The 12,504-nt window shown below is 54.3% G+C and carries 9 protein-coding genes and 1 tRNA gene; 1 reads left to right on the top strand and 9 read right to left on the bottom strand.

Features of this window, described 5'->3' with window-relative positions; genetic code table 11:
• The first annotated feature begins 198 nt into the window (after nucleotides 1-198).
• Complete coding sequence (locus tag TH25_RS22425) at nucleotides 199-984, top strand: thermonuclease family protein (protein WP_114090489.1); 786 nt, start codon at nucleotides 199-201, stop codon at nucleotides 982-984.
• On the opposite strand, the gene TH25_RS22430 is transcribed toward TH25_RS22425, so the two are convergent.
• The 9 genes from TH25_RS22430 to TH25_RS22470 all read right to left on the bottom strand — a co-directional run bounded on the left by TH25_RS22430 (nucleotide 981) and on the right by TH25_RS22470 (nucleotide 12,500).
• A complete protein-coding gene (locus TH25_RS22430) occupies nucleotides 981-2,381 on the bottom strand; it encodes a PepSY-associated TM helix domain-containing protein (RefSeq protein ID WP_147253071.1) in 1,401 nt (466 codons plus the stop codon). The genes TH25_RS22425 and TH25_RS22430 overlap by 4 nt on opposite strands.
• Nucleotides 2,371-4,743 (bottom strand): TonB-dependent receptor, encoded by a 2,373-nt coding sequence (locus tag TH25_RS22435; RefSeq protein WP_181847787.1) that lies wholly within the window; start codon nucleotides 4,741-4,743, stop codon nucleotides 2,371-2,373. The genes TH25_RS22430 and TH25_RS22435 overlap by 11 nt, the downstream gene beginning before the upstream one ends.
• Nucleotides 4,744-5,000: 257 nt before the next feature.
• On the bottom strand, nucleotides 5,001-6,044 hold the full coding sequence (locus tag TH25_RS22440) for a FecR family protein (protein WP_114090492.1): 1,044 nt from the start codon (nucleotides 6,042-6,044) through the stop codon (nucleotides 5,001-5,003).
• Nucleotides 6,045-6,141: 97 nt separating this feature from the next.
• Entirely contained in the window at nucleotides 6,142-6,711 is a 570-nt protein-coding gene (locus tag TH25_RS22445; protein WP_258549278.1) for an RNA polymerase sigma factor, read from the bottom strand.
• A 164-nt stretch (nucleotides 6,712-6,875) separates the two neighbouring features.
• A tRNA-Gly gene (locus TH25_RS22450) sits at nucleotides 6,876-6,949 on the bottom strand.
• Between the two features lie 80 nt (nucleotides 6,950-7,029).
• Complete coding sequence (locus TH25_RS22455) at nucleotides 7,030-8,127, bottom strand: PQQ-dependent sugar dehydrogenase (protein WP_258549279.1); 1,098 nt, start codon at nucleotides 8,125-8,127, stop codon at nucleotides 7,030-7,032.
• A 180-nt stretch (nucleotides 8,128-8,307) separates the two neighbouring features.
• A complete protein-coding gene (gpt, locus tag TH25_RS22460; protein ID WP_114090493.1) occupies nucleotides 8,308-8,787 on the bottom strand; it encodes a xanthine phosphoribosyltransferase in 480 nt (159 codons plus the stop codon).
• Between the two features lie 148 nt (nucleotides 8,788-8,935).
• Nucleotides 8,936-10,957: a CHASE2 domain-containing protein gene (locus tag TH25_RS22465; RefSeq protein WP_181847789.1), complete on the bottom strand. Its 2,022-nt coding sequence runs from the start codon at nucleotides 10,955-10,957 to the stop codon at nucleotides 8,936-8,938.
• 67 nt (nucleotides 10,958-11,024) lie between these two features.
• Nucleotides 11,025-12,500: a M48 family metallopeptidase gene (locus tag TH25_RS22470; RefSeq protein WP_114090495.1), complete on the bottom strand. Its 1,476-nt coding sequence runs from the start codon at nucleotides 12,498-12,500 to the stop codon at nucleotides 11,025-11,027.
• Nucleotides 12,501-12,504: the final 4 nt, after the last annotated feature.

Genomic DNA, 12,504 nt, shown 5'->3' on the forward strand with positions numbered 1-12,504 from the left:
CAAACTTGGCGTCAATCAGGCATCTTTTCGCCGTGTTTTCCCATCATGAATGCTATGGTCTGCATTATGGCCCGGTTCACTGGCCTGTCCCTGCCTTCCGGTCCCAAAAACATCATGCGCCCGATTATGCCCCCGGCACGATCAGATACATGATAAAGGATGCAGGCCACAACAAAGACAAAAGCAAAGAGAACATCCATGATCCTGCGTGCTGCATTCTGGCAAAAAATCCTGCACCGTCGCGTTTCTTTTGCGGTTCTGATCATCGCCCTACTGGCAACGGGTTTTGCCGCCAGCCCGCTTGCGGCCACCACCAAAACCACCGCCAAACCGGCCACCCCGCCCGATGTCAGCAACCAGACGGTGTTCAAAGCCGACGGGCACAAGGTTTTTGCCATTGATGGCGACACCATCCTGATTGACGGACATGTCTTTGACATTGCCGGGATCGATGCGCCCGAACTGGGCCAGCAATGTCTGCATGACGACAAATTGCAGGATTGTGGATTATCTGCCGGGATGCAGTTGCAGAAATATTTCACCATGTCGCCCTTTCCCGCCGAATGCGTCCTGGCCGATGACCAGCGCGACGATGGCAGCAAAAACAGCGGCCAAAATGGCAAAAGCTGGCTGCGCGTCGAATGCTCGATTGGGGATCGCGATGTCGGCACCGCCATGATCGCCGATGGCGAGGCGCTGCCAATTCCGGGCTTTTCACTGGATTATGACGACCAGGCCAAACAGGCCGCCAATGCCGGCATCGGCCTTTATGGTGCCAAAATGATTCCCCCAGCACAGTGGCGGGCGGGCAAACGCCTGCCCGGCGAAAAGAAACGCTGCCTGTTTGTCGGCGATGGCAAGGGCCATTACATCAGCTCGCTGGACCCGCGCTTTGTCAATTATGCCAGCGAAAACCCGCCGCAAACCGTCTGCAGCGACGAGGAAGCCCGCAAATTGGGGCTGGAATATTTACCCAAAGACTAAGTACCTTCTTCAACCGCCCTGAAGCTGTTTTCAGGCTTCTTGCCCTTATTCAAACGATAGCAGCACCAAAGCCAAATCAGCTTGATCGCGAATGTCAGCACAAGCCAGCATGCAACAAAGGCTGCAACGCCCAATGGCAGTTCGGCCATGTGCCGTTGGCCGTCGATCAACGGGCCGATGCGCAGCAGATACACCGCCATGATCGGCAAAGAAGCCAGGGGCAGGATGGTAAAAAATGCGGCCATGACAAATGTACCGCGCCATCCTGCACCAGTTTTGCCTGAACGTTGACGTTTTTTCAGATGCAGCCAGGCGCCACTCAACGCCAGACCGGATAAAACCAGGCCAAAGACAAACCATATAATTTTGCTTGTCACCCCGCCAAAGGTGCCAAAATGCAACGGATCGGCCATGTCGGACCAGCGCCAATAGGCCGATAAATCATCGGCATGCTGATTGAAAACAACCGCACCCGTTTGGGGATCAAGATAGATTTTATTGGCGCGGTCGCGCACCAGCACATCATCGGACTGCCCGATGACATAAAAATACCCGCCACGATTGGGATAAATGCCGGTAATGCGCATATCGGGCCGGGCGGATTGCGCGCGCACCAATAAGGTTTCAAATGGTAGTCGGTTCTGCGGTTTTATCTGGATTTTCGGCAGGACATGCACTGCCAAGGGAAAGGAATCCGTATAGGCAAACTTGCCATCGCCCAGTTTGTAGCGCCCTTCCTCGAACAGGTACCAAAAACCGGTCAGGGCGATCAGCACCACGAACCACAGGCTCCACAAACCGGCGAGTTTGTGCAGGCTGCTCCAGAAACTGACCCGGGTTTTGCCTGTACGCAATTCAAAAAACCGTCGCCACCAGCGCCGATAAAACAGCAGGGCACTGACCATTCCCAACATCAATGGCAGAGAAAACACGGTGATGATGAATTTACCCACCCCGTAAAAGCCAAACAGGGCTTCGTGATATTCGCGAAAGAACCGCTCGATCGTGAAAAGTGACTGGGTTCCCAGCACCGCCAGCGTTGCCGGATCAACCTGGACAATCCGCCGTTCTCCCTGCGCGGTGATAATATCAACGCTTGCCGGGAAAACGGCATAAAGCGGTTCTTGCAAAAATTCGACCCGGGCATGGGGGAACTGTTGCGTAACGGCAGCAAAAATACCCGAAAAATCAATATCCCCGGCAAAGGGGGGCAAATGTGCGGCAGGTGTGAATAACCAGTCCAGTTCCTGCGACAAAGCGGCAAAGGCGCCGCTCCAGCATATGGAAAACAACATCAGCCCCAAACAGACACCGATCCAGCTATGCCAGTCAAACCACCTGGGTTTAACTGGCTTGCCGGTCTGTTTCCTGCCAAGAGGCGCAGGATCAGAATTCAAATCGGATGCTCCCGTAGAATGTGCGCGGTGCGCCAACACTCACACGATAGGTTCCGCCCGATGCGACATAGTATTTTTCGTCCGTCACGTTTTTAACCCCAAGGTCAAACCGTACACGGGACTCGTTGCGCACCGGCAGGTAATACCACATGCCCAAATCCAGCAGGGTATAGTCACCCAGCTCAAAACTGTGCGCACTATCGCCATAACGATTACCCACATGATAAAGCCCGGCACCAAAGCCCAGCCCCTTCAGGCTGCTTGCGGCCTTTTGGAACTCGTAGCTGGCCCAAAGGCTGGTCGTAATATCAGGCGTGTTGGTGGGGGTATTGCCGTTATTGGCGTTCTCGCTTTCAATCTCGGCATCCAGCAGACCAACACCGGCCCGAAGGTTAAAACCCTGAACCGGATTGGCCGTGACAACCGCTTCGGCCCCGCGTGAACGAATACCACCGGTCAGTTCCGGGGTGCCATTCACCGTTTCGACGACATTTTTCTGGTGAATGTCAAACAGGGCACCACTTAACAAAATACGGTCATTCCAACCGGACCATTTTGCCCCGACTTCATATTGGCGGCCCTGCTCCGGAGAGAAAACCGCCGTGGTTTCATTGCCCGAATAAATATTCTGGGACTGGAACGTTTCCGCATAGGAGGCATAAAGCGACAGGTCTTCCACCGGTTTCCAGACCAGCCCTGCCGATTTGGTCAAATGCCCGTCCGACCCCGGATCAAAACCGCTGGCGGTATCCGTCAAACGGTCAATCTGGCTATATTCGTTGGCAACCACTTCATAACGTGCGCCCAATGTCAGGGTCACGGCATCGGTCAGGTGAATATACCCCTGGGCATAGGGGCCATAGGAAAGCTGTTTGACCTTGGTATAGCGCCGCAGAATCGGATTGCTGTCGGTATTATCCACCAAAGTAAATGAGGACGGGTTGGAAACGGTGCCGCCGGTTTGGTTGGCACCGGCAAAGTTGGTCCAGGATTCATCCTGATGGCGCAATTCAACCCCGGAAACCAGATCCACCGGCAACCCGGCATCAACTTCGCCGCGCATTTGCATGCGCATAAAGGCCGTGCCCAATTCACGATCATCATTGCCCTGCACACGGCGCGTCAAAACACCGGTATTGGAAACATTGACGACCTCATTACGGATTTCATCCACCTGTTCGTAGGCATAAAACAACTTGTTTTCAAACGTCCAGTTTTCATTGAAAACCGGTATCGCCGTATCAAGTTCAAAAATGTGGGTCGATACATCGCGATTGTTCAAGTTCGACTGATCAAAGCGGGTATCAACGGCTGTATTGACAATGCTGCGCTTTTCCCCGCCCGCCGGAACGGTAATCACACCCCGGTCAATCGGCCGTTCGTCATGGGTATATTCATAATTGAAGTTCACATTCGCACCCGTTTCCCCCTCCCAGTAAAAAGAGGAAGAAACGAACTGACGGTCAATATCGGCCTTGCGGAAATTGCGGCTGTTTTCCGCCGATGTCGTCAGGCGGTAGGCCATTGTTTTTTCATCATTCAGCGGCCCGGTAAAGTCCGCCTGAACCTGGCGTTCACCATATTCGTTAAAATCGGTCGCAACATGATTTTCGCGGGTGAATTTGGGCTTTTTGGTAATGATATTAACCAAACCGCCCGGCGTCATCTGCCCGATCTCGGCCACCGGCCCCTTGACGATCTGCACACTATCGACAGTATCGGGGTTCACGCGGCCATTGGTTTTCAGGCGCACGCCATTGCGGTAAATATCATCCCGGCGGCGAAACCCTCTGATCAGAAAATCTTCACGGCTGCCGCCATAGCCATCAACATTCACCACATTGGGGGACAGCCGGTAAACATCCTCGAGTTCGCTGGCATGCTGATCGAGCAAAAGCTGTTCCGGGATCACATCGACCGTACGGGGAATATCGGTCACATCCTTGGCAAGCAGTGTGCCGGTTTCGGAATAGCGGCTGTCATAGCGCGACTGCCGGGTGCCAATCACGGTAATCGCATTCAGCGTAATACCGTCATTCAGGCCGGATGCTGCCGGGCGTTTTTCAATCGTAACGGACTGATCCGCCGTATAACGATATTGAAGACCCGTTCCCGCCAGCAGGGTACGCAACCCGTCATTGGCGCCAAACGTGCCCTTCAGGGCCGCCGAGCGATGGGCATAAATGGATTTATCCGTATAAAGAACCTGAAGGCCGGTTATCGCCGAAAAAGCCGCCAATGCCTGGGGCAAAGGCTGTGATGCAATGTCAAAGGCATAGGCTGTCTGATCGCTGTTCTCCAACTTGCCATCGGCGACCGGTTTTTGCTGTGCCTCGTCCCCCCAGGCAGCATGGCTGCTCATCAGTGCCCCAAACGACACCATAAGGCATATCCCGAAGCCGATTTTTGGTCTTGCCAAGGTTCCCAATTCCGTCCCCCAAACTCTATACATCATCAAATTGCGAATACGGCGCATTCGCGACATATGAGTAAGACGGACCAGAAACAATCATCCCCTAGTCCCCTATCATTTTTTTAAAAATTCTTATTCACAGCAAAAAGGGAAAAGACGGCACACGCATCTACCGACAGGTTCAAGCCCCTGTTTTACAAACAAAATCAGGCATCATCCTGCCCGGCAAGGAATACCAGATAATCTGTCACCCGGATCACACGTACAGAAAGCGTATTTTCGATCGCATCCAAAACCCGGCCAATATTATCCGTGCGAAAGACACCGCTGATATGCAAATCAGCCAAATGGCGATTTGCGATGACGATTTTCCCCGGATAATAACGGTTCAATTCCCTGACCACCTCGGAAACCGGGGCGTCGTAAAAAACCATCTGGTCCTTTTGCCAGGCAGTGGTTGCAAAGGCATCAAACGAATGGGCCTTGCCAACTCCGGTCGGTGTTAAATCGGCCGCCATTCCCGGGGCCAGTAGGGTCGGTGCCTGCGACGCGGTGGCCTTATCCCGTAAGGCCACCTTGCCTTGCACCAGGCTGACAATAACGGAATCCGCCATTTTGCGCACATTAAACCGGGTTCCCAAAACCGTAATGGTCCCCTGCGCCGTTTCCACGACAAATGGCTTTTGGGCATTATGGGCCACATCAAACCACACTTCCCCCGCCTGCAATTTCACCAGCCGCTTATCCGCCCCAAAGGCGACCTCCAGCCGGCTATGCACATTCATCGTTATTTGGGACCCGTCCGGCAGGGTTTGAGTCATGGGCTGTTGGCTGGTGATGTACAGACCCGGATTAAAATATTGTTCGACATCATTTTTGAAATAACCGCCCGTTACAATGCACAGCAAGATAACGGCGGCAAGGGCGGCAATGCGCCATCCGTTAGAAGGTTTTTGCCTTCCAGCCTGTGATTGTGCTTCTTGTGCGTCGGGCATAACCGGGGAAACCTGGCCTTGCGCCCGCCATATCCGTTTAACGGGCAATTCCAGTTTGCCCCACAGAAGCTCAACCTCGCGAAAGGCGGCCGGGTGCAACGAAGATTGTTGCTGCCAGCTTTCAAATTCAGCCATTACCGTTTCCTGCGACCCGGCATGAAACGCGGCCTCGCGCAGGCGGCCATGCCAGATCACGGCTTCCTGAAACAGCTCGTAAGAAATCTCTGCGGTAAAATCCGCATCGCGTTCATTCATGCTAATCCGCCTCAGCCATCCTTTTGCGCGGCCAAACAACCGGGCCGGTTTGCCCCTTTACCGTCATCATGCCCGATATGATTTACGTGATGTTGTCTCACAATTCACGCCTCGCATCCTGCAGGCAACGCCGACATTCAACCATGGCCCGCGCAATATGGTTTTCCACCGTGCGGACCGAAATATCCAGCGTTTTGGCAATTTCCGACATCGAAAGCTCCTGCCCCCGATACATCAAAAAAACCTGTCGGCATTTTTGCGGCAGCCGTGTCACCACATCGGAAATCAAGGCAAGTTCCTGACGGGCCGAAACCATATCTTCATGCGACGGCACAGCAACATCATGCTGGGGCGCACAGTTTTCCCCCTCGCTGTTTTCATCATGTGGAACGGGAGAAAGTTCAACCATCTGGCGTACTGAATGATGACGATGATGATCAATGACCAGATTGCGCACCATACTATAAACATAAGCACGCGGATTTCCGGGCATGACCACACGGGTAATGCTGGCGCGGATCCAGGTTTCATGGACAATTTCTTCCGCCAGTGGGCGCGATCCAGTCCGACGAACCACAAAGCCCAGCAGCTCGTCGTAATATTCTTCAACAACTTGTGCCAAATTGGAGAAACGTCGCCTGGTCATATGGTTACGCTGCAAATACATTCCTGAACGCCTGCGATTACCAGGGACCCTGGCCGCGCGGAACAGGCACCATATAGATTATGATTATCATTCTCAAATTAATAATATGAAAAGCCCACAAATACAAATAAGGCGTGTGGAACCCTGGAACCACAACACGTCAACATATATGATTTTGGGGAAATTGGAGCGGGTGAAGGGAATCGAACCCTCGTCGTAAGCTTGGGAAGCTTCTGCTCTACCATTGAGCTACACCCGCTTTGCGGCACGCTTTATAGCCTGACTGCCCCGGCTGTGCAAGACAATCACGCAATTGCCTCCGCAAATATTTTCGCCCGCTCAGGAGCGCGGTGTCATCTTCCAAATCACCCCGGCATGGTCATCGGAAATCAGCACCGATCCATCATCGCCAAAGGGCTTGATATCCACCGGGCGGCCCAAAACCGCACCATTATCGCGCAGGAAGCCGGACAGGAAGGGCTTTGCGGTTTGTGGCTTGCCTGCGGCGAATTTCACCCGCACCACTTCGTACCCATCCGGCACCGTACGATTCCACGAGCCATGCAGGGCCACCAAAAGGTCGCCCTGATAAAAATGCAGGCCGAGCGGCGCGTTATGGGCGTTAAAGGTAAAGGCCGGGAAAGTTACCTTTTGCGGCACATCTTCGTTTTTGAAATCCGGCGCGCGTGTATCATTGCCCGCAAACCACGGATAGCCATAAAAACCGCCCGATGCGGTGGCATGGTTCAGTTCCTCGCGCGGGATATTGTCACCCAGGCCATCGCCGCCATTATCGGTAAACCACAAATCGCCACTATCGGGATCAAAGGTCAGCCCGACGGAATTACGAATGCCCGAGGCATAAATTTCCGGATCCCCACCCCCAACCGGCAGGGTGATGATGGTACCTTCCAGCCCCGAAACCTTGCAGATATTGCAAGGGGCCCCCACCGCAACAAACAGCTTTTCGCCATCGGGTGACAGGGTGGCATAACGCCAGCCATGATGGCTTTTATCCGGCAGGCCATCAAACAGGACATTTGACGGGGAACCAAGTTCTTTGCCGTTAAAATTGGCAAGATCAAACGAAACAACACGATCCTGATCGGCAATAAATAATGTGCCTTTTTGATAGGCCACCCCATTGGCCGAGGTAAAATCAGATGAAATGTTGCGGGCCTCGCCAGCCTTTCCCTGCCCGTCAACCGGCACGAAATAGAGGTTGCGTCCGCGTGTTCCGACAAACATCCCGCCCTGATCCGGGGCAAGGGCGATGGACCGGGCATTGGGCACCAGGGCAAAAACCGACAGCTTATAACCATCGGCAACGGTGAGCTGGGCCCCGATTTTTTCCAGCCGATCTGTTTGTTCATCGGCAAAAGCATGCGAGAATGGCGAGGTTGCCAGAACAATCATCAGAAGGGGCAAAGCAACCAATCCGGCGCCCCGCAACCTGCCGGACCCCGTTTTTTGCAGCAAGCGTGATAAAAAACACCCGCCTTCATGCCCCCCGTGACCAACATGCGGACGGAATGGGAATGAAAACGGGCGGAATTGCATCGTGCGGGGCATGGTTTTCTCCTTTGGGCGCGGGGCCCGGGGAAAAACACGGGCCGGTTAACGGGCGCGTTCGGAAATCGGTGCGTTGACCGACAGTTCCATATCCCAGGGGAAATAAATCCAGGTATCCTGGGAAACCTCGGTGACAAAGCTGTCTACCACTTCGCGGCCCTGCGGTTTGGCATAGACGGTGGCAAAATGCGCCTTGGGCAGCTTTTCACGCACGGCTTTGGCGGTTTTGCCGGTATCGACCAAATCATCGATAATCAGCATGTTTTCGCCATCACCTTCGACATCCTTGAGCCACTCCAGGTCGCCACGGCTTTTGTCAGAATAGCTGCGAACGCACACCGTATCAATCCAACGGATATCAAGTTCGCGTGCAATGATCGCAGCAGGCACAAGCCCGCCCCGGGTAATGGCGACGATGCCCTTATACGGGCCTTTTTCCAGCAAGCGCCACGCCAGGGCACGTGCATCACGGTGCATTTGCTCCCAGGAAACCGGGAATCCCTTGTTGTATGCGGCTTCGCTCACAACGTTTCTCCTGCAAAAACCACTGTGTCAGCCCTTGGCACACATCGCCAGGCAAACACCCAAAAATGACAAGGCGCTTTCCTACGCCTTGTCTGATTGAAACACAAGCCTTCGGAATTGTGGATAGCGCATTTCAGGCGGAATTTTCTCAATCCGCAGGCGAGGGAAGATTTTCTGTTGCTGCGCTGGCTTCTTCTGCATCGCGCCCCGCCGGCCGATGCCGGGACCGGACAGATTGCGAAAACAGCGCCCGAATATAAACCGGATAGGTTAAACCGGCGAGGCCAAGGATGGACAACCAGTTCGATGGCGCAATGCGCAACACACTGAATTCCAGCCAAAAGGCCACCGCAAACACAAACGCCACGACCACACAGGCTTCTACAACCAGAATCACAAAAACCGGCACCCGTTTTTGGCCAACAATATCAACCGTTTCGCGCGAAAAGGCCATAACTCGACCCGGCAGCCTGCGACACCAGCCCAGCAAATCAAACAGCACCGTGCGATAATACAGCATGGCGCCATCCGTTACGGTACAGAGTTTTTCATCAGGTTCGTCTGCCGCGTCCTCATGGGCGGCGGCATCGCGGCCCGGTATATCCGTATCCGTTTTTCCGCCCCAAAGGCGCACCAGAACAAGAAACACCAGCCGGATCAAAAACAGCCCCAGCATTGTCAGCAATTCAAGATTATTGGAATCAAGGAAGCCCAAAGACCGGGCGGTATCGGTCCTTGCTGTGTCGGATAAATAGGCCGGACCAAAATGTAACAGGTTTTCCAGCGCCATTGCATGCACATTGACCCCGGCAATATCGGCTTCAACGGTTGGCGGATGAACGATGTCCTGCAACCCCTGAAGGTTGAAGCTGTACATGATCACCCGGCCGCCCAATTGACCGATCCAGCTATTTTCGGCATCAGGCGTGCCTTTTTGCGCCTGACCGGCGGTGACAGTGTCAAACGGGCCACAAAAATTAGCCTCCCCGCGACGGCCCAGCATTGTTTTGATCACAAAGTCATGCACCAGACCGACCAGAAAAGAAAAATCCTTTTCCTGACCAGCAGGGCAGTTTGACGGGAAGTGATCGCGAATCACGTCCGTTCCGTCGCCTTTTCTGGCAACAGATTGCAAAACAGGCCAGCCGGCATAATCGGGCTGGCGGTCGGGCCAGATCAAATTCATTGGCCGTTCCCGGGCATAGCCGCGCCACAAATCAAGGTTCTGCTGCTGCCAGGCCGCCATCTGCGACGGAGCGGGGACATCGCCAACAAGGGCCTTGTCACAATTCCAGTTACGACCGGCAAAAGGAGATGTCTCCAGCTCTCCCCGGGCAATGGCTCCAGCACGGCGGGCACATAAATCCAGATAGATCTGCAAGGCCGCAGCCGGATAATAATCGGTCGAGCGGTTGTTTTCCGCTGTTATATCAGGTGTATCGGGCTTCTGCGCCAGATCCTTATCGTCATTCAGGCCCGGGCGATTGGGAAACAGGGCATAATTCAAACCGCGAATATCGGCACTGCTGCGCGCATCGCCCCATCCGGCCACCAGTTTGACCTTGTCTTTCAAATCAGCCAGCACTTCGGGAAAGCGATCATCATCATGCCGCCCGGCACTGACATAAACGGGAATGCCCAGCTTGCGATACCCCTCGATAATCCGCACCAGCTCGCTTAGGGTGTCGTCACGCAGGGTGAATTGCGGCGGCTTGTAAGCATCAACCGATGTCGTCACTTCGGTATTGCGCGCATCCTGCAAGGTAAAGTCGATAAAAACCGCCAGTGGCAGCGGCGTGTCCTTGCGCATGAAAGACCGTAGGACCATGCCGTGAGTCATAAAAAGCGGCGGCCAGCTTGTATCCAGGTCATACATGGATTTCTGGTCAAACAGAACAATGCCAATATCGTCTTTATGGGGCGCATCATAAACCGCCGCGCCAAAAAGACGATTGAATAGCTGATAGCTGTATTCATCAACCGGCTGGGTGAATTCCTCGGGCTCGAAAAAAACAATCAGCCCGGCCAACAGGAAAGTAATGACCGCCCAGTTCAAATAGGCCAGCCCCGGCCCCGCCCTGCCCCGTTGCCGGAGCGGTTTTTGTCCGGTGGCATCATCGGACTCGTCGATCTCGTCGGATTGTCCGCCCGTCAGGTCATCTGGTGACATGATTTTACCTGTCATGTGCCAAGCCGGAACGAAGGGGCTGCCCCCTTCGCTGCCCGGTCACGACATCCTAATTTGCCGTGGCACACAATTCACGCTGCTGCGGATAGGTTGCAACACAGCGCAGCTTAAGCTCGTTGACCCGGCCCTTGTCCCCGGCGCGTTCCAGAACCGGAATCAGGAAATGATAGGCCTCCACCGGCCAGTCATAATGGGCGGCAGCCATTTCCATGCCTTCAACAGCCTGCTTTTTCTGACCCATCCGGTTTTGCAGTTCCGCCCGTTCCAGCGCCAGTTGGAATGGCAGAATATCGCCTGCCTCGGGCGGGGAAACGAGATCGATATTCTTAAGCGCAAGACCATATTTTCCCTGATAGGCCCGCAATTTGGAAAAGGCATAACGGGTATAGGCATGATCGGCGGTTTCACCGCTGACAGCGGTGCGCGCCAATGCTTCGAGCTTGCGGAAATTGACCTTGTAGCCTTCCTCAAATTCCGCCTGCTGCAATTCGGCCACAACACGATGGGCGGCAATATAATGATCCAGCAACTCGGCATTGGCGTCCACGGTGCGCATATAATAGGCGTTATTGATGGGGCGGCGGCGCTCCATCGGATATTCGCGTTTCATATAACCCACCAGGGCCACCATGCGGTCCTGCGCATCTTCATGGCGACTGGCAAGCTGATCCTGGATTTTGCCAATCGCATCGCGAAACTCGCTGGTAAACTTGTCCCACAGCGCATTCTGCCCGGTTGGCTGGAACTGGGCAGAGAGCTGCTTTTCAAGCTGATTGCGGGTTGCGAGATGCAGCCTTTCAAAGCTGTCGTCATATTTGCCGACAATGGCAAGAAAACGCAATGATTCCGACGGGTTGTAGCCCGCCTTTGTCATCAGGTCGAGGCCGAGAAAATCGGCTTCCTTTTCAGCCGCACGGTCCCAGACCGGCAACAGAACATCGCGCGAGACAATATCGCTGCCATAAAGCTGGAAAGCCTTGCGAAGCTGGTCATCCCCGCCAGAGCGCGACACGGCATAATCCATTGCCGTAACAAGGTAGGGCCGCAACATGCGCAACAGATTATCGGGCGAATGTTGCAAGGCGACATGGCTGTATTCATGGGCCAGCAAAAACGCCAACTGGTCTTCGGATTGCAAATACTGAAAGGCGGAAAAGTGAATATAAATCGCGCCTTCGGGAACGGCCATCGCGCCCGGCCCGGCATTTGCCAGCAGGTAAACCCGCGCCTTGGGGGCGCCGGCCGGTGCGCCCTGAATGATGCGATCAAGAACCGACTGGGCATAGGCCTGCAATTGCGGAAAATCGGCAATACCAACCGATGATGCCATCACCTTGGTCCGGGCCTTTTTCAGGCCCTCGGTCGTGTCGGTTTTGGCGGCAGGCAGTTTCACCTGGTCGATATATTTGGCATCGTCCGGGATGCTGGACCATAATGGCAGATTGATACCCGTCTGGTTGGTCACACATCCGGCCAAAAACAGCATCGCCGCGCCCGGCCATGCCCATTTGAATTTTTTCATCATGTCC

It is taken from the genome of Thalassospira profundimaris (genome assembly GCF_003326755.1).
GTDB classification, from domain to species: Bacteria; Pseudomonadota; Alphaproteobacteria; order Rhodospirillales; family Thalassospiraceae; genus Thalassospira; species Thalassospira profundimaris_B.

Coding starts and splice junctions, on each gene's coding strand:
- TH25_RS22425 (WP_114090489.1), top strand. CDS start 199: ATGATCCTGCGTGCTGCATTCTGGCAAAAAATCCTGCACCGTCGCGTT.
- TH25_RS22435 (WP_181847787.1), bottom strand. CDS start 4,743: ATGAGCAGCCATGCTGCCTGGGGGGACGAGGCACAGCAAAAACCGGTC.
- TH25_RS22440 (WP_114090492.1), bottom strand. CDS start 6,044: ATGAATGAACGCGATGCGGATTTTACCGCAGAGATTTCTTACGAGCTG.
- TH25_RS22445 (WP_258549278.1), bottom strand. CDS start 6,711: ATGTATTTGCAGCGTAACCATATGACCAGGCGACGTTTCTCCAATTTG.
- TH25_RS22465 (WP_181847789.1), bottom strand. CDS start 10,957: ATGTCACCAGATGACCTGACGGGCGGACAATCCGACGAGATCGACGAG.
- TH25_RS22470 (WP_114090495.1), bottom strand. CDS start 12,500: ATGATGAAAAAATTCAAATGGGCATGGCCGGGCGCGGCGATGCTGTTT.